Origin of the sequence: Sedimentibacter sp. (assembly GCF_032080165.1) — a bacterium.
Lineage (GTDB): Bacteria > Bacillota > Clostridia > Tissierellales > Sedimentibacteraceae > Sedimentibacter.
The window spans coordinates 1-18,020 of the sequence record NZ_DAMASY010000016.1; the positions used below are offsets into that span (position 1 = coordinate 1).

General features: G+C 34.3%; 13 protein-coding genes, 3 pseudogenes and 1 riboswitch. Of the genes and pseudogenes, 10 read left to right on the forward strand and 6 right to left on the reverse strand.

The window, feature by feature from the left end:
• Window positions 1–98: 98 nt before the first annotated feature.
• Window positions 99–260 (reverse strand): annotated as a pseudogene (locus tag RT412_RS16145) (arsenical-resistance protein); the annotation flags it as partial.
• Window positions 251–485, reverse strand: a pseudogene (locus tag RT412_RS16150) (arsenate reductase ArsC); the annotation flags it as partial. The pseudogenes RT412_RS16145 and RT412_RS16150, both read right to left, overlap by 10 nt.
• Before the next feature lie 240 nt (window positions 486–725).
• On the opposite strand from RT412_RS16150, the gene RT412_RS16155 reads away from it, so the two are divergent.
• From RT412_RS16155 to RT412_RS16175, 5 genes and pseudogenes are all read left to right on the forward strand, one after another.
• The gene (locus tag RT412_RS16155; protein WP_313346625.1) at window positions 726–2,636 is read left to right on the forward strand and encodes a sigma-54-dependent Fis family transcriptional regulator; all 1,911 of its coding nucleotides are present in this window, start codon (window positions 726–728) and stop codon (window positions 2,634–2,636) included.
• Window positions 2,637–2,805: 169 nt separating this feature from the next.
• Entirely contained in the window at window positions 2,806–4,620 is a 1,815-nt protein-coding gene (locus RT412_RS16160; RefSeq protein ID WP_313346623.1) for an aldehyde ferredoxin oxidoreductase family protein, read from the forward strand.
• A 12-nt stretch (window positions 4,621–4,632) separates the two neighbouring features.
• Window positions 4,633–4,857: a MoaD/ThiS family protein gene (locus RT412_RS16165; protein WP_313346620.1), complete on the forward strand. Its 225-nt coding sequence runs from the start codon at window positions 4,633–4,635 to the stop codon at window positions 4,855–4,857.
• Between the two features lie 148 nt (window positions 4,858–5,005).
• Window positions 5,006–5,323: pseudogene (locus RT412_RS16170) on the forward strand (permease); the annotation flags it as partial.
• A gap of 23 nt (window positions 5,324–5,346) precedes the next feature.
• Window positions 5,347–5,583: a thioredoxin family protein gene (locus tag RT412_RS16175; protein ID WP_313346618.1), complete on the forward strand. Its 237-nt coding sequence runs from the start codon at window positions 5,347–5,349 to the stop codon at window positions 5,581–5,583.
• 2 nt (window positions 5,584–5,585) lie between these two features.
• Here the strand turns inward: RT412_RS16175 and RT412_RS16180 are convergent, their stop codons facing one another.
• Window positions 5,586–5,885, reverse strand: coding sequence for a metalloregulator ArsR/SmtB family transcription factor (locus RT412_RS16180; RefSeq protein WP_313346615.1), 300 nt, complete (start codon window positions 5,883–5,885; stop codon window positions 5,586–5,588).
• Between the two features lie 246 nt (window positions 5,886–6,131).
• Window positions 6,132–6,253: riboswitch (molybdenum cofactor riboswitch) on the forward strand.
• A 77-nt stretch (window positions 6,254–6,330) separates the two neighbouring features.
• On the opposite strand from RT412_RS16180, the gene RT412_RS16185 reads away from it, so the two are divergent.
• From RT412_RS16185 to RT412_RS16195, 3 genes are all read left to right on the forward strand, one after another.
• Window positions 6,331–7,752 (forward strand): aldehyde dehydrogenase family protein, encoded by a 1,422-nt coding sequence (locus RT412_RS16185; protein ID WP_313346612.1) that lies wholly within the window; start codon window positions 6,331–6,333, stop codon window positions 7,750–7,752.
• 281 nt (window positions 7,753–8,033) lie between these two features.
• A complete protein-coding gene (pruA, locus tag RT412_RS16190; RefSeq protein ID WP_313346609.1) occupies window positions 8,034–9,629 on the forward strand; it encodes an L-glutamate gamma-semialdehyde dehydrogenase in 1,596 nt (531 codons plus the stop codon).
• A 200-nt stretch (window positions 9,630–9,829) separates the two neighbouring features.
• Window positions 9,830–11,224 carry a tryptophanase gene (locus RT412_RS16195; protein ID WP_313346607.1) on the forward strand — a complete coding sequence of 465 codons (1,395 nt, stop codon included), beginning with the start codon at window positions 9,830–9,832 and terminating at the stop codon, window positions 11,222–11,224.
• Window positions 11,225–11,287: 63 nt separating this feature from the next.
• On the opposite strand, the gene asnB is transcribed toward RT412_RS16195, so the two are convergent.
• The 3 genes from asnB to RT412_RS16210 form a co-directional block, all read right to left on the reverse strand.
• Window positions 11,288–13,132, reverse strand: coding sequence for an asparagine synthase (glutamine-hydrolyzing) (gene asnB, locus RT412_RS16200; RefSeq protein ID WP_313346604.1), 1,845 nt, complete (start codon window positions 13,130–13,132; stop codon window positions 11,288–11,290).
• Between the two features lie 308 nt (window positions 13,133–13,440).
• Window positions 13,441–14,724, reverse strand: a complete 1,284-nt coding sequence (locus RT412_RS16205) for an aminotransferase class V-fold PLP-dependent enzyme (protein ID WP_313346602.1) — start codon at window positions 14,722–14,724, stop codon at window positions 13,441–13,443.
• Between the two features lie 47 nt (window positions 14,725–14,771).
• Window positions 14,772–16,013: a dicarboxylate/amino acid:cation symporter gene (locus RT412_RS16210; protein ID WP_313346597.1), complete on the reverse strand. Its 1,242-nt coding sequence runs from the start codon at window positions 16,011–16,013 to the stop codon at window positions 14,772–14,774.
• Window positions 16,014–16,167: 154 nt separating this feature from the next.
• On the opposite strand from RT412_RS16210, the gene RT412_RS16215 reads away from it, so the two are divergent.
• Window positions 16,168–17,058, forward strand: a complete 891-nt coding sequence (locus RT412_RS16215) for a LysR family transcriptional regulator (RefSeq protein ID WP_313346594.1) — start codon at window positions 16,168–16,170, stop codon at window positions 17,056–17,058.
• Window positions 17,059–17,254: 196 nt separating this feature from the next.
• Window positions 17,255–17,962 (forward strand): peroxiredoxin, encoded by a 708-nt coding sequence (locus RT412_RS16220; RefSeq protein WP_313346591.1) that lies wholly within the window; start codon window positions 17,255–17,257, stop codon window positions 17,960–17,962.
• Window positions 17,963–18,020: the final 58 nt, after the last annotated feature.

Here is an 18,020-nt window from a genome sequence, read left to right on the forward strand (position 1 = left end):
GCTAAAGCTTTTTGCTTCCCCCGGCATAGCCGGGGGTTTATTGTTGATACAATCAAAAAAGACGGTTCTTGAAGAACCGCTCTTAATAATAAATTAGCTTATTTTTCAGTCATAAACCAGTGCGTTGTTCTGTTGGCTATATACACAAGAAACAGCATGGTAGGAACTTCTGTTAACACACCTACCGTTGTTGCTAATGCAGCAGGTGAATCCATGCCGAAAAGCGCTATTGCTACAGCCACTGCAAGCTCATAGTTATTTTTATGTCTATTTCAGGTAATTCTGTTATCAATTTTGAATATTGTGTTTCTTCCATATTTATGTTGTAAATTTTCTTCATTAATCTTACGGCATCTTGATTAATGCTTGGCTTAGTTTCTGTTCCGGCCGAATAACTGTCAAAAACATCACTTGCAAAGTATTTACCCAACGCTTCTGCAAGAATTATGAACACATACAAATGCTACTTTAGTTTTATTGTACATTATCCTATCACTCCTTATTTTATATACTTCTAAATTAGAGTATATGATTATATGCTCATATGTCAATATGTGTTATGTAAAAATTTTGTAAATTTTCATAGAACATACGAGGTATATATTGTTTGAATACTTTTAGGAAATGAATTTTATCCGAAGAATAATTTTATTTAATTTTTTGTTATAGTATAGTATAATTTTTATAAGTACATTTATTAAAAAGCATGTAAAGAAGGTGAAATTATGCTTGATAAGAATGATTGTCTAAGTAAAAAATGCATTATGCTTTCTCATGAAAGAAGCAAAAAGTATGAAATAAATTACAATCAAATATATTCTAATAAAATACTATCCGAACAAGAACTCTTTCTTAAAATGGAAGAAAACAGAGAGCTTATTCTTGCATCTGCACCAATCATGAATGAAATATATAATTTTGTCAAAGGATCAAATTTCTTTTCTATACTGACAGATAATGAAGGTTGTATCCTTAATGTTATAGGTGATGAAGATATACTGTCTGAGGCATTTTCTTTCAAAATGATTCCCGGAGCATATATGGATGAAGAAAATATTGGAACTAATGCTATGGGAACGACACTAAAAGAAAGAACACCGATACAGGTTTCAGGAAAAGAGCATTTTATTAAAGTATATCACAGGTGGACTTGTTCTGCATGTCCCATAAGAGATATGGATGGCAATATAATTGGTACACTTGACTTAACCGGTTACAGTGAATACGTACATTCACATACATTAGGTATGGTGGTTGCCGGTGCAAAAGCAATAGAAAATGAATTAATTGCAAATTATTATAATATTGAATTAGCAAGCGAAAAAAAATATCATGATTGCCTGCAAAATTCAATAATGATGGGGTTAATTATAACAAATTATGAAGGTACAATAATAAAGGCAAATTCCTTTGCATGCGGACTATTTGGTTATGAAGATTATGAAATAAATCAAATGAATATTAAAGATATTGTTAAAGATTGGAACGATATTAAAAAATCAATTACGGAGGGAGATAAAACTTTTCAGAACAATGTCGATGTATACGCCAAAAGAAACATCCTTGAATTAAATATAAGTGCATATCCTGTAAGAGTCAACAATAATGAAACAACACATATATTATTATTTTTAAATGAAGTACAAAAGAAAAGAAAAATGATTGACAAAATAAACAGCGGCTTTGCCATCTACACATTTGATAAAATTGTGGGAGAAGATAAAAATTTCCTTAATGTAATTAATTATGCAAAGAAAATAGCTGACAGCAGGTCTAATATACTTATAACCGGTGAAAGCGGCACAGGGAAGGAACTTTTTGCACAATCTATACACAACAGCTCTAACAGATCTAACGCCCCCTTTATTGCCATAAACTGCGGAGCAATTCCAAGAAACCTTATAGAAGCAGAACTCTTTGGCTATGATGAAGGATCATTTACCGGAGCAAAAGCAAAGGGAAATCCGGGTAAATTTGAAATAGCAGATGGAGGAACAATATTTCTTGATGAAATAGGAGAGATGCCTTACGATTTACAAACAAGGTTATTAAGAGTTATTGAAGAAGGTACAATCAGCAGAATCGGCAGTTCAAAAGTAAATGTAGTTGATGTTCGTATAATTGCCGCTACCAATAAAAATCTTATACAGGAAGTTGAAAACGGAACCTTTAGAAAGGACTTATTTTATAGGTTGAATGTTTTACCTCTTAGACTTCCAAGCCTGAGGGAAAGAAGAAGTGATATAAAGCTTCTTATAGAATATTTCATGAAAAAAATCAGCAGAAAACTAAACAAGGAAAAGGTAGTTATTTCGGATGAAGCAATTGAGAAGCTATCCTCTTATGATTGGCCCGGCAACATAAGAGAACTGGAAAATTATATTGAACTTGTCATAAATACAGAAGAATTACCTGATATTTATAACATGGAAATAAACAATTATAATAGCAATGATATTATTAAAACATCAACAGCAACAGTTAACTTATGCAGCTTGAAAGATTTGGAAAAACAGCACATTATTAATGTAATGAAAACAAACAGTAACAACATAACCCAAGCGGCAATAATCTTAGGTATTGGCAGAAATACACTTTATAGAAAGATAAAAGAGTATGAAATTTTCGTTCCATAAGAGTACATTGCGCCAAAACAGAACAATATAATATTATAACTTTGTTTCAATATGGAACAAGGTTATTTTTTTGAACACCTCTATGTGACTATTATCAAAGGTTTTTCTACCCTATACAAGTTGGAATGCATTTTGCATATATGTAGTCAGACCAAGAAGGAGGTACGCAATGAATAATTATTTTGGATATCAAGGAGTTATACTCAGAGTAAATTTAAGCAATGGTAAGATAAGCAAAGAAGCACTTAATTTCGAAGAAGGAGTTAAGTTTATAGGCGGAAGAGGTTTAGGAACTAAAATCCTATTTGACGAAGTAGATCCTAATGTAGATCCATTAAGTACTGACAATAAGGTTATATTCGCTACAGGTCCATTAAGCGGAACAGCCACACCAACAGGCGGCAGATACATGGTAATTACAAAATCTCCCCTTACAGGCACTATAGCAAGTTCAAATTCAGGAGGATTTTGGGGAGCAGAGCTTAAGTTTGCAGGATATGATGCTGTGATTATTGAAGGCAAATCTGAAAAGCCAGTTTATCTTAATATAGTTGATGATTCTGTTACACTTGAGGATGCATCTAACATTTGGGGGAAATTAGTAGATGAAACAACTACTATATTGGAAAATATCCACGGAGAAAAAGCACGAATTGCAACTATAGGACCCGCCGGTGAAAAGCTTTCAAAACTTGCCAGTGTTATGAACGAAAGAGGCCGCGCTGCAGGAAGGTCAGGAGTCGGAGCTGTTCTTGGTTCTAAAAACTTTAAAGCTATTGTTGTTCGCGGAACAAACAAAGTTAATGTTAAAAACCCGGATAAATTAAAGGAAGTTTTTTCAAACAGCATGACCAAAATCAGGGAAAATGGTGTTACAGGGCAAGGTTTACCGGCTTACGGAACAGCCGTGCTTGTTAACATATTAAACGAACACGGTGCCCTTCCAACAAATAATTTCCAAGAATCACAATTTGATTTAGCGGAAGAAATAAGCGGAGAAACTCTTGCAGAAAAATATTTAAAGAAAAAAGACCCATGCTACAGATGTCCAATTGGCTGCGGAAGATATTGCGAAGCTGATTATGCAAAAGGATCCGGACCTGAATATGAAACAATCTGGGGTTATGGTTCCAACTGCGGAGTATCTGATTTAGGAGCTATAATAAAAGCAAATTACTGGTGCAACGAATACGGCTTAGATACCATATCAACTGCTGCAACCATAGCTGCAGCAATGGAATTATACCAGAGAGGATATATCAAAAAAGAAGATTTGGATGACGGTCCTGAATTAATTTGGGGTAATTCAGATGCTATAATAGAATGGACAAAAAGGATGGGAGCAGGAAAAGGCCTTGGAGCAATAATGTCAGAAGGTTCTTACAGATTATGTGAAAGCTTTGGGGTTCCCGAACTTTCCATGAGTGTTAAAAAACAAGAAATGCCTGCTTATGATCCGAGAGGCATTCAAGGAATAGGATTAAATTATGCCACCTCCAACAGAGGCGGATGCCACGTAAGAGGTTATACGATTTCTCCTGAAATATTAGGACTGCCTCAGCCGTTAGATAGATTTGCTACCGAGGGAAAAGCAGAATGGACAAAAATATTCCAGGACTTTACCGCTGCTATTGACTCAGTTGGACTTTGCTTATTTACATCATTTGCACTTGGTGCGGACGATTATGCAGATTTGTATAATGCTATATGCGGAACAAGTTTAAGCGGTGATGATTTTATAAAATACGGTGAAAGAATATGGAACTTAGAAAGACAGTTTAATTTAAAAGCAGGAATTGATCCGTCTCAAGACACTCTGCCTAAGAGACTTCTTGAAGACCCGGTACCAAGCGGACCTTCAAAAGGTTGGTTAAGCAAGTTAAGCGAAACACTGCCTTTATATTACAAGGCAAGAGGATGGACCGAAGGCGGTTTGCCTACCGATAAAAAACTTGAGTCCTTAGGAATAAAAGAATACAAATAGCAAGGAGCGCAAATGAGGGTTACAATAAAACTTTTTGCAACACTTCGTAGAGGCAGAGACAAAATATTAGAAAAAGAATATCCCGAAGGAACAATAGTCAGAGATATAATTAAAGATTTAAACATTGACGAAAATGATGTTGCAATTCTTTTGAAAAATGGCATAAGTGCAAAAATGGATAACGAGCCTTTAGATGGTGATACTTTATCTATATTTCCGCCAATAGGTGGAGGGTAAAAATTAATAAGGCGGTTGTTTTTTCAACAATCGCCTTTATTTTATCAATTTCATATTGACAATCATCTATACGTTCCATATAATAATCTTATAAAAAAATAAGATTTACAATTTGGAGGAGCAAAAATTTGAATATTTTTCAGTGGTTATACCCGAATCAGCAATAAGCATGGTTTTAGGAAAGGATAAGTGGTATTCAGTTTTAATAGCGACTTTCATCGGAATACCCATGTATGCTGATATATTTGGAACGTTACCAATCGCAGAAGCTTTGATTTCAAAAGGTGTAGGACTTGGAACAGTATTGTCGTTTATGATGGGAGTTACAACATTATCATTGCCTTCAATAATAATGTTAAAATAAGTAGTTAAACCAACATTATTGGCAATATTTGCAGGCTATTGTACAATTGGAATAATAATAATCGGATATGTTTTTAATGCCCTTGGGCATATGTTCATATAAAAAATAATGTGAGGTAGATTAAAATGATAATTAAAATTTTAGGTACAGGATGTAAAAATTGTGAAAATTTAAAGTTGAATGCCGAAGCAGCGTTAAAAGAGTCAGGAATCGATGCAGAGGTAGTAAAAGTTGAAAGTATGAAGGATATTGTTTCATACGGTGTTATGCAAACTCCGGCATTAGTAATCGATGAAAAGGTAGTATCATTCGGAAAAGTTCTAAAGCCGAAGGACATAATAAAATTAATAAATAAAAACTAATATTATTTATCTGAAATTTTGTTGACAGATGTTAGATTAGCAATAAAGCTTTGAAACTCGTTCACTCTCTCCATGTTCAATGAATAGTGTGTCCACTTTCCTTCTTTTCTAAAGTTAACAAGACCACATTCTGACAAAACTCTCATATGGTGAGATAGTGTAGGTTGAGTAATATTAAATTTCTCTAAAATCTTACATGCACATAATTCACCATTGGATAAAGTATTTATTATCAATAATCTGTTAACATCAGATAAAGCTTTTATTAGTTCGTAGTTTCTTTCAAAATCTTTTCTATTCATAATAACACCTCAGTATATATTGACACCTACTATTATATAAACACATCTAACATATTGCAAGAGGTGTTATAGTATTAATATATATTTACAAATATTTCAAACTGAATTTAAAGTATTACAATTTGAAACAAAAAATATGCGCTGAAATTTTAAATTAGTAATTTATCTTGTTTTAATCAGTACTATCAACAAATCTAATAATGGCATAATACTTGCTATATGTTTTATAGTAGATTACAATTATATTAATTTAATATGGTTCAAGTCCTCTAAGTCTAAGGGTTATGCCTATGATTTTTGGACCAATGAGTTTGTATAAGAAATTTGCAGGCTTTCCGTGTTTGAGAAGAACCTTAAGCTTAATTCAGTATGTTATGTCAGACGTGCTTTTTTGGTTCGCTCGTCTGATTTTTTTATTTACAAAAAAATAATTGGAGGATATTTTATGAAACATTACAAATTATTCATAGGCGGAAAATGGGTAGATTCAGATGAAAGGTTTAATGTTATCGATAAATACAGCGGTAATCCTTTTGCTACGATAGCCCAGGCTGCGAAAGATCATGTAGATAATGCTGTTATATCCGCAAGGAATTCATTTAACAACACTTATCTTACACCAACAATGCGATACAATATTTTGATGAATGCAGCTGATATAGTTATTAGGGATAAGGAAATATTAGCAGAGATTCTGTCAAGAGAAGTGGGAAAACCTATAAGTGAAGCCCGGTCAGAAGTATCAGGAGTTATTTTTAATTTTAAAAATATGGCTGAAGAATCCAAGAGAATAACGGGAGAAATGGTTCCGTTAGATGCAACCTCCGGCTTTGAAAATAGAATCGGCTTTACTCTGAGAGTGCCGGTTGGAATAGTTTGTGCTATTACCCCGTTTAATTATCCCCTCAGTTTATCTGTATCGAAAGTTGCTCCTGCAATAGCTGCCGGCAATGCTGTGATTTTAAAACCAACTCAACAAACTCCGGTTAATGCCTGTAAATTAGTTGAAATACTGTTAGAGGCAGGATTACCCCAGGAGCACATACAATTAGTCATGGGGCCGGGTTCTACCGTTGGAGAAATGCTTCTGAATAATGATGATATTAATTTTTATAGTTTTACCGGAAGTGCTGAAATAGGAGAACATATAACAAACACTATAGGAATAAGACGCTCAACCATGGAGCTTGGCAGTAATGCTGCCGTAATAGTACATAAAGATGCTGATATAAAAGCGGCTGCCAAGGAATGTACATTAAAAGGATTTTATAATGCAGGACAAGTATGTGTCTCTATACAACGAATAGTTGTTCATAAGGATGTATTCGAAGAGTTCGTCAGTATATCAAAAAAATATGCGGAATCTTTAGTTTTAGGAAATCCAATGGATGAAAACACAACGATGGGACCGCTGATTAGCAAAAAAGAAGTTAATCGAATTGCTGAATGGATTGATGAAGCACTATCTCAAGGGGCAAAAGCAGTTTGCGGAGGAAAAATTCATAATGAAGTATTCTATCTTCCGACAATCTTAACGGATGTAAAAAAAGACATGAAAGTATATAACAAAGAAGTTTTCGGACCTGTACTTGTAATAAATACATATGACAATTTTGACGAAGCGATAAATTACGTTAATGATTCTATTTACGGCTTGCAAGCAGGAGTTTATACCAAAGACATACATCTTGCAATGAAAGCAGCAAGAAAAATACAATGCGGTGGAGTTATAATTAACGATACTTCATATTTCAAGGCACGTAACATGCCTTATGGCGGACTGAAAAAAAGCGGTTTTGGTAAAGAAGGGGGAAAATATGCGGTTGAAGAAATGACCGATGAAAAAATGATTGTTATGAACGTATAATCTTTTGAGTTATGTAAAAAAAAATTCAAAGTCATTTTAAACGGTTATTTCCTTAAAAATATAACAATATTTATATATGGCAACGTTTTCGGATTCGAAAACAAAAAATTATTCAAAATAAAAGCTTATTAAATTACTTTTAGTTTGTTTCTTGATAATACACATTTATATAGTTGATTAAATCAATAAAATAGTATATTATAGTATGCATAAAATAAATAATTATAACTAAAAGTTATATAATTAACAAAACTATAATATATTTCGAAGGAGCATCAACAATGAATAACAGTGTAATTAATAAGATTAATTTTGTTAATGAACCCATATTAAAATATGATAAAGGCAGCCATGAAAGAATTGAGCTTGAAAAAGAATTGGCAGCTATGAAAACATCATTTGCAGACATTCCTATAATAATAGCAGGAAAAGAAATACGAACAGGAAATAAAGGATCCTGCATTCTCCCTCACAATAAGAATGTAGTCATCGGAGAGTTCCACAAAGCTTCAAAAATGGAAGTTGAGATGGCAGTCGAAGAAGCTTTAAAAGCAAAAAAAGAGTGGGAAAAAATGTCTTGGCAATCAAGGGCTGCAATTTTTTTAAGAGCTGCTGAATTATTATCAGGGCCCTGGAGAGCAAAATTTAATGCTGCAACAATGCTTATTCAAAGCAAGACATATAAGCAGGCAGAAATTGATGCGGCCTGTGAATTAGCTGATTTCTTCAGATATAATGTATCATGCCTGCCTCAAATTTATGCCGAGCAGCCAATTTCTCCGGTCAAGGCATGGAATAAGATAGAATATAGACCTCTTGAAGGGTTTATATATGCCGTTTCACCATTTAACTTTACTGCAATAGCAGGTAATCTGCCATGTGCGCCTGCAATGACAGGTAATGTCGTTGTATGGAAACCGGCTTCAGTTGCTGTTTACACAGCTTATATAATCTATCAATTGCTTAGGGAAGCAGGACTTCCTGACGGAGTAATTAATTTTGTACCCGGCAATGCGGATGAAATCAGCGATGCAGTACTAAAAAATGAGCATTTAAGCGGAATACATTTCACCGGCTCAACAAAAGTTTTTCAAAATATGTGGACTGCAGTAGGTAATAATATATCGAATTACAGAAACTTTCCAAGGTTAGTGGGAGAAACAGGAGGTAAAGATTTTATAGTTGTTCACAATTCTGCCAATATACATTCTGCTTCACGCGGACTTATAGACGGAGCATTTGAATATCAGGGACAAAAATGTTCTGCTGCTTCTCGTGCATATATAGCAAAAAGTATATGGTCAAGCATAAAAGAAATAATAATAGAAAAGGCCGCTGATATAAAAGTAGGTGATGTTGAAGAAATCAACACATTCATGGGTGCTGTAATAGATCAAAAATCATTTAACAATATAAAAGGCTACATTGATTATGCAAAAAATTCTGATGAGGCAGATATTATATTCGGTGGAAACTGCGATGACAGTAAGGGTTATTTTGTGGAACCTACAATAATATTAACCAAAAATCCACATTTTAAAACAATGAAAGAAGAAATCTTTGGTCCTGTATTGACAATTTATGTTTATGATGATGAAAAATTTGAAGAAACACTTGATTTTGTTGACAATACAACAAATTACGGATTAACCGGTGCAATATTTGCAAGAGACAGACATGCAATAGATATAGCCGAAAAAAAATTAGTCAATGCTGCCGGAAACTTTTACATCAACGATAGACCGACCGGTGCGGTTGTTGGACAACAGCCGTTCGGAGGTGCAAGGCAGTCAGGAACTAACGACAAGGCCGGTTCAAAATTAAACCTTATGCGCTGGATAAGCCCAAGAGTTATAAAAGAAACTTTAGGTAATTAAAATAACTTTTTATTAATAGATAACACAGCAGAAACCCTAATATTTTCTGCTGTTTCTCTATCTGAAAAATTGTTGTAAAAGCATTTTATTGTATGGTACAAATTGTAAAAAGGCTTGTGCAAACGTATTTATTATTGTATAATTATTGTGCATACTGACCGCTACTCGCAAGAGGACCGGGGTGTCATAGGAGGATAAATATGAAAACTAAGTACATTCCTGAACCATTTAGAATTAAAATGGTTGAAACAATCAAAATGACAACTCGCGAAGAAAGAGAACAAAAAATCAAGGATGCGCACTACAACGTGTTCAATCTCAGAGGAGAGGATGTATACATCGATCTTTTGACAGATTCAGGAACAAATGCAATGAGCTCAAATCAATGGGCAGGTATTATGATGGGAGATGAGGCTTATGCAGGCGCAAAAAGCTATTATCGTCTTTTAGAAACAGCTAAAGAAATTTTCGAATACAGCTATATCCAGCCGGTTCATCAAGGTAGAGCTGCGGAAAAGGTTTTATTCCCTACATTTCTTCACAAAGGACAATTTGCTGTTTCAAACATGTTTTTTGATACTACCCGTGCTCATGTTGAACTGGCAGGTGCTCGCTGCATAGACTGTGTGGTGGAAGAAGCAAAAGATCCTGAAAAACGTGCAAAATTTAAAGGAAACATGGATGTTGTAAAATTAGAAGAATTAATTCAGGAACATGGTCCTGAAAATATTGGTCTGATTGTTATGACAGTAACCAACAATTCTGCAGGGGGACAACCTGTATCAATGCAAAATATGAAGGATGTTTCTTCTATTTGTAAAAAATACAATATCCCACTGGATATTGACGCGGCAAGATACGCAGAAAATGCATACTTTATAAAACGCGATGAAGAAGGATACGAAAGTAAATCCATAAGAGAAATAGTTCATGAAATGTTCTCTTATGCGGATATGTTCTCAATGTCATCTAAAAAAGACGGAATTGTTAATATGGGCGGTATGATAGGTGTAAAGGATGATAAGAAATTTGCAGATACTATCATGAAAATAAAAGCAAACTGTATAAGCTTCGAAGGATTTACCACTTACGGCGGATTAAACGGACGAGATTTAGAAGCACTTGCAATAGGTTTAAACGAAGCTCTTGAGGAAGATTATCTGAAATACCGAATTGGTCAAATGGAATACTTGGCAGGCCTCTTGGATGAAGCGGGAATTGCTTATCAGGCTCCTGTTGGCGGTCACGGACTATTTATAGATGCAAAGAAAATGCTTCCGCATATACCATATTATGAATTCCCTGCTCAGGTATTAGCTTTAGAGCTATACAAGGAAGCTGGCATAAGATCATGTGATATCGGTTCTTACATGCTTGGAAACGACCCTGATACGGGCGAACAGCTAAAATCAGAATTTGAATTCACACGTCTGGCAATTCCAAGAAGAGTATACACTCAGGCACACTTAGACGTTATTGCTGATGCCCTGATTTCTATTAAGGAAAGATCTCATGAAATTAAACGCGGTTACAAAATACTCTGGGAACCTCCTATATTAAGACATTTCCAAGCACATTTGGAACCAATAGAGTAAACAGCTGAAAAATAAAAATTGAGCTGCAGCAACATGCTGCAGCTTTTTATATAATAATTTAAATCAAATTTCAATTTTAACTTTATATTCATCCATCCAGGTGTTAATCTGGATAAAATAAGCAATTAACTGTGGCCCTGTCATTAATTGTCCATACCAAGGCTTTTTAAATGATTTACCACCGGTATTTACTATTTCATTAACTTTCTTGCCATCTATCAAATGGTGAATTGGAGAGTTCTTATTAGAAAGAATTTCTTTCATCCACTTTTGAACAGCTTCTGTATAATCCATATGATGAGTTTTTGGATACGGGCTTTTTTTCCTTTCAATTATATCATCAGGTAATATTCCTCTAAGAGCTTCCCTCAATACTCCCTTTTCCCTTCCATTATAGAATTTAAATTTATTAGGAATATTATAAGAATACTCTACTATTCGATAATCCGCAAAAGGTACTCTGACCTCAAGGCTGTTGTACATACTCATTCTGTCTTTCCTGTTAAGCAAAGTCATCATAAACCATTTAATATTTAAATAAAATAATTCCCTCATCCTTGCTTCTTCTTTGGATTCGCCTGTCAGCTTTGGAACTTTTTTGATTGTATCACTGTATCTTTGAGCCACATATTCTTTTAGTGGTAATTTAAAGAATTCTTTATTAATTATTTCATTGCGTTCTTTTGATGATTTAGACCACGGGAAAGTATCAGCATCAATGTCTTCAGGACGTGTAAACCAAGGATAACCTCCGAATATCTCATCAGCACATTCGCCTGATAATGCTACAGTTGAATTTTTCCTGATTTCTTTGCAAAATAAAAGTAGAGATGAATCAATGTCTGCCATTCCAGGTAAATCATTTGCCAAAACAGCATCTTTTAATGCTTCAACCAATTTTATATTGTCCAATATGACTGTATGGTGATTGCTTCCTATAGATTCAGACATCCTCTCTGCCCAAACTTGATCTGAATCAGGCTGAAAAAGATTCGTTTGAAAATATTTATCATTGTCTTTATAATCGATTGAAAATGTATCAAGTGTTTCTCTTCCTCTTTTTTTATAATAATTTGAGGCAATTGCGGATATCGCACTGGAGTCTAATCCTCCTGAAAGAAATGTGCACAAATGTACATCAGATACCAATTGTCTTTCTACAGCATCAACAAGTAAATTTCTTGTAGTCTCAATAGTGGATCGGATATTTTCTTCATGCGGTTTTGCTTCCAATTTCCAATATTCATGAATTCTTGGAATATTGTCTTTGTAAATTAAATAATGTGCCGGAGCAATTTCTTTTATGTCTTTGAATACACCATTACCGAGAGTTCTTGCGGGTCCAAGTCCGAATATTTCCATGATGCCCTCTTCGTTTATTACAGGTTCTACTAACGGATTGGCCAACAATGCTTTTATTTGAGAGCCAAATATCAAATTATTATTTTTAATACTGTAAAATAACGGCTTTACTCCAAGAGGATCTCTCGCCAAAAATAATGTTTTTTCATTTTCATCCCAGACTGCAAAAGCATATATACCATTTATATGATGTACACAATCCGGTCCCCATTCAATAAACGAAACTAATAACACTTCTGTATCTGAATAAGAATTAAACTTATGTCCTTTTGATTTAAGTTCATCTCTGACTTCATCTGTATTATAAAGCTCACCATTATATACCATTACATAGTGTCTTTCTCCTACCTTACGTTCCATAGGCTGTTTTCCGCCTTCAGGATCTACAATAGTTAAACGTCTGTGACCAAATAAAACATTTTCGGATTTAAAGTATCCACAATCATCAGGACCTCTTTCCTTAAGTGTTTCTGTCATTTTTTCCATGATATTTATTTCATCCGAAAAACTAATATTTGTATTTACCCATCCTGCAATTCCGCACATCTATTTTCCTCCTATTTTTAATTAAATAAAAATATTTTATGTGAAAAATAATTAATTGTGCTGAATTTTTCCATTTAATGCCCTTACTTAACCAGAGAATATGTATATAATCTCATTACATAAAGTTCACCATCTCCGGCATATGTTTTTGGTGTTTTGTTTCAACAATTTCAAAGAGCTGTGATTTATAACAATTCACAGCTCTTTTGTTCCATGTTCTGACAACAGGCTTATACGGAAATCCCTTAATTTCCGGTATAAACCAAACAGTACTCAACATTTCGACCTGTCGAATACTGTTCTAAAGGTTATAGCAAAGAAATCTCCTTTGTAATTCTCAAGAATTCATCAATATCATTCACATCATGACAGTGAAGCGGAGATACTCTAACTACTCCCTCTATACCGAATGAATTAAGCATTCTTACAGAATATAAACTTGAAGCAACTCTTTCAAATGTTATTACTCCTCTTTTTTCATATTCTGCAACCGCTTCAATACATCCAATATTATCAAATCCTACAGCCATTATAAAATCTCTTGTAGAAAGATCTTCATAATCCAAATATACCTTAACACCATTAATATTTCTGAGTCCTTCTATTATATCAGAGCCATTCAGCATTCTATACATCAATGCTCTTTCATGAAGATTTATTCTGTTCATACCTTCCACATATAACTCTCGTCTGTCATTTGAATCAATAAATTTTGCTCCAATCCAGCAAACATAATTTACTATTTCTGTTATTGACGCAAATTGGGATGGTGCAGGACTTCCTAACTCCCATTCTTCTAACGGCTTTGCAATGAGTTTATTATGAGGCAGCCTTGCGGCTCTTTCAGACATAAATCCAACTCCAAATCCCCTCGTGCCAAAAAACTTATAAGGTGCAAAATTTATTCCATCAACCGGAGTTTTTTCTAAATCTAAAGCACCGTGGGGTGTATGCTGCACAGAATCTACAACAATATAAAGGTCAGGTTTAATTTGTCTGCATTCTCTTATAATTGATTCTACATCTATAACTGCACCTGAAATATTTGAAGCATATATAAAACTTAGCAAACAAGTATCTTTATCTATGAGCTTTGTAATCTCACTTACATCAACTCCTCCAGTTACAGGATTGGTTTTTGCAACTCTTACTTCTTTCCCCATTTTCTCAGCATAGCTAACAACTGAGTCATATGCAGATGGATGTTCCAGAGCAGTGGTTACAACATTATTGCCTGAAACATTTTCTATTATCGCTCTGTTCATTTCAAATATAACCATTGATGCTGTCAAGGATGTAATAATACTACCTGATTTTGCGTTGAATATTGTTTTAATATCCTCACTAGCCTTTTTCTGAACTTCCAATAGCCACTTAGCGGTATAATTAGAGTGTTCCGGACAATCAGGCAACTCATCCACTTCTTTTAATGCATCATTAGCTTTTTTTAGTCTTAGAGAACCACCTGCATTATCGAAAAAGATTCTTCTTTTATTTAATATAGGATCTTCATCCACATGGTGAAATAATTCTTTAATTTCTTTAGAAAGCTGTTCATTAAACAACTCTCCCTGGTTAATTTTGTCATTCATTTTTTGCCTCCAAATAATAATTATAATTTATATTGGTTAACATTTACCTAACTATTACTCCTACTTAATTCTTTATTATATACTTCCATATCCATCTTTCCTAATTGTCTGGATATAATTGTAGTTCCAACTAAGTCACCAACATTATTTAATACAGTATGAGCTGGATCGATAGCAGGCCATATAGCTGCTAATATTGGAATCAGTGATAATGGCATTCCTAATGCTTCCATTAAAACTGTTGACATAACAATACCTGCACCCTTTACACCAGCAGCTCCAACGGATAAGATCATACCTAGAAAAACAAATTGAAATATCCTGCCAAATGTAATATCAAACCCATATAAATTCGAAGCAAATATGCAGCATAATCCTATAAAGAGGGCAAACCCATTCATACCACATGTATTTCCAAGCGGGAGCGTGAAACCATAAATGTTTTCAGGAATTCCTAATTTTTCATCGGCAGTACGAATAGAAACAGGAAGCGTAGCTGCTGAAGATGTCGTAGTTATCGCAACCAGCATTGGTGCAGTAATCTTTTTCATAAATATAAGAGGATTAAGTTTAGCAAATACTTTAATTAATATTGGATAAGTAACAAATAGTACCAGTAATACACTTATGTTATCAATTATAATTAAGCCAATTACTTCTTTCATTGTTGAACCGCTTACTGTAGTCACCATGGTTGCCATTAATGATGCAATACCTATTGGTGAAAACGCCATTACAAACTCTGTAATCTTTAGCATTACATCACTTCCCTGAGCAAAAAAAGAAATTAATACTTTCACTTTTTCACCTAATGAAAGCAAAGCAACTCCTATGAAAATGGCAAAGAAAATAATTTGAAGCATATTAGCAGTCGACATTGCTTGTATAATATTATCCGGTACCCACGAAACAACATTATCAATAAAGTTATAAGATACACTTTCAACAACTGCTTCTGTGTTCAAAAATTCAGTTGTCCCTGTACCCGGTTGGAAAATAAGTCCTGCGATAATTCCAATAGCTGCTGCTATACCCGATGTTATAACAATATATAATACAAATCGCAGTCCAACAGTACGAAGCTGCTTAACATCTCCCATTTTACATACTCCATTGGTAATACTGAAAAATACAAGTGGAACGATGAGCATCTTCAACAATCTGAGAAAGACATCCCCTAAAGGCGACAATGTCTCAGCTGTCTTTGGTGAAATTAGCCCAACTGCCAAGCCTACTATAATTCCGATTAAAATTTGTTTACCCAATGATAACTTTTTTAACTTTTCCATACATATGCTCCTTTTTAATATTATTTTTACTAAAATCATTGCTACAAATTATGATTTCGTTTTCCTAATTATATTATTATTTAAAATATTTGTAAAACTGAAAAGTTTAATATATAATATCTAAAGATTCGATATTATATTTTGGAGGACGCTTATGGACTATACTAATGTTGAAACTTTTCTGGCTATTGCAGAAACCAGAAGCCTATCAAGGGCAGCCGAGTTGCTTTTTTTGTCTCAGTCAACCGTAAGCTATCGATTAAAAGCTTTGGAGCAAGAAATAGGCAGCGAACTTATACAGCGTGAGCAAGGAAAAGGATTTATTACACTAACTACTAAAGGTGAAGAGTTTATTAATATCGCAGAAAGATGGAAATCCCTTCATAAGGATACCGAAGTATGGAAAATACAAAAAGCCTTACATGAACTTAGCATAGGTGGTGTTGATAGTCTAAATACATATATATTCTATGAATTATATAGAAAAATTTTAAAAAGTGACAGACATATGATTATTAGAGTTAGTACACATTGGACAGTCACTATATATAAAATGATTGAAAATTATGAAATTGATACAGGTTTTGTATTATGGGAATTACCATATAAGAACATCACATGCAAACCTTTATTCAGTGAAAACATGGTTTTAATTTCTTCGTCAGGTTCTGATCTGCCTGATATTGTTAATCCAACAGACCTAAAGCCTGATAAGGGAATATTTATGTATCACGGACCGAAGTTTCAATTATGGCATGAAAATATATGGCAAAACCATACAACAAAGTTTTCAACAGTAGATACAGTAGCACTGTTGAGTTTATTTATGGATATACCAGATTTCTGGTCAATTGTACCTTTTTCTGTAGCGAAAAAATTCAACAAAAAAAATATTACAATTTCAAAAATAATTGACCCTCCGCCAAAACGTATTTGCTATCAGATTACCAATAAAAATCCTATACCTAACAAGATAAAATCACTAGAAATTTTTGATGATATTCTGGAAGATTTTATAAAAAACGAAATAAATACTTTAATATAACTAAATTAAGATGTTCACCGCATCTATAGTCGATGGAATTTAACTAATCTTTTTTGTTACTTCTCTTCACAATAAAATACAGTATTCATATTATATAATACATATATTATACCATCGCCTCGGCAATGCAAGCGAGCTTGCGCTGCACTCGACTCAGGTATGATATAATGTTATCAGAAATACAGGAGGATTTTATATGATATCGAATAACAGAGAATGTCTCTCCATAGGGCGGATAGCCCCTGACTTTACCGCAATAACAACCCGGGGAGTAATAACACTGTCACAATATACGGGAAAATGGGTATTGCTGTTCTCACATCCGGGAGATTTCACGCCTGTTTGTACGTCTGAATTTATTGCATTTACGCAGCTTGCTCCTGAATTTGAAAACAGGAATGTACAACTTCTCGGCATAAGCATAGACAGCAACCCGGCACATTTGGCATGGTTGTACAATATACAGCAATTTACCGGAATGGAAGTACCATTTCCTCTGATAGCCGACAGAGATGCCGAGATTTCAAGACTGTACGGCATGGTTAATCCCGACAGAATATATGAAACAAGCGTAAGAGATGTGTTTATTATAGACCCCAACCGCCAAATACGCTCCATACTGACATACCCCGCCACGAACGGAAGAAACATATATGAGCTGCTCAGATTGATTGATGCCCTTCAAACAACCGACAGATACATGGTTTCCACGCCTGCAAACTGGCTGCCCGGACAGCCGGTTATAGTACCGCCCCCATATACATATGATGGTCTTTTAGAAAGAGCCTCAACGCCTCCGAGCCCGGATATGTCATGCTTACAATGGTATTATTGTTTTGAAGACTACAGCGACCTTGTTCCGGTTACACCGGATGCAGTTGCATCCGACGAAGATTCACCTTAATAAAAGTTATTCCGTCAGTATTAATTCTACTTACGAAAATAATTATTTGAATTATCAA

What these genes read in the sequence shown, in the direction of transcription:
- RT412_RS16155 (WP_313346625.1), top strand. Translation starts at nt 726, where the DNA reads ATGCTTGATAAGAATGATTGTCTAAGTAAAAAATGCATTATGCTTTCT.
- RT412_RS16160 (WP_313346623.1), top strand. Translation starts at nt 2,806, where the DNA reads ATGAATAATTATTTTGGATATCAAGGAGTTATACTCAGAGTAAATTTA.
- RT412_RS16165 (WP_313346620.1), top strand. Translation starts at nt 4,633, where the DNA reads ATGAGGGTTACAATAAAACTTTTTGCAACACTTCGTAGAGGCAGAGAC.
- RT412_RS16175 (WP_313346618.1), top strand. Translation starts at nt 5,347, where the DNA reads ATGATAATTAAAATTTTAGGTACAGGATGTAAAAATTGTGAAAATTTA.
- RT412_RS16180 (WP_313346615.1), bottom strand. Translation starts at nt 5,885, where the DNA reads ATGAATAGAAAAGATTTTGAAAGAAACTACGAACTAATAAAAGCTTTA.
- RT412_RS16185 (WP_313346612.1), top strand. Translation starts at nt 6,331, where the DNA reads ATGAAACATTACAAATTATTCATAGGCGGAAAATGGGTAGATTCAGAT.
- pruA (WP_313346609.1), top strand. Translation starts at nt 8,034, where the DNA reads ATGAATAACAGTGTAATTAATAAGATTAATTTTGTTAATGAACCCATA.
- RT412_RS16195 (WP_313346607.1), top strand. Translation starts at nt 9,830, where the DNA reads ATGAAAACTAAGTACATTCCTGAACCATTTAGAATTAAAATGGTTGAA.
- asnB (WP_313346604.1), bottom strand. Translation starts at nt 13,132, where the DNA reads ATGTGCGGAATTGCAGGATGGGTAAATACAAATATTAGTTTTTCGGAT.
- RT412_RS16205 (WP_313346602.1), bottom strand. Translation starts at nt 14,724, where the DNA reads ATGAATGACAAAATTAACCAGGGAGAGTTGTTTAATGAACAGCTTTCT.
- RT412_RS16210 (WP_313346597.1), bottom strand. Translation starts at nt 16,013, where the DNA reads ATGGAAAAGTTAAAAAAGTTATCATTGGGTAAACAAATTTTAATCGGA.
- RT412_RS16215 (WP_313346594.1), top strand. Translation starts at nt 16,168, where the DNA reads ATGGACTATACTAATGTTGAAACTTTTCTGGCTATTGCAGAAACCAGA.
- RT412_RS16220 (WP_313346591.1), top strand. Translation starts at nt 17,255, where the DNA reads ATGATATCGAATAACAGAGAATGTCTCTCCATAGGGCGGATAGCCCCT.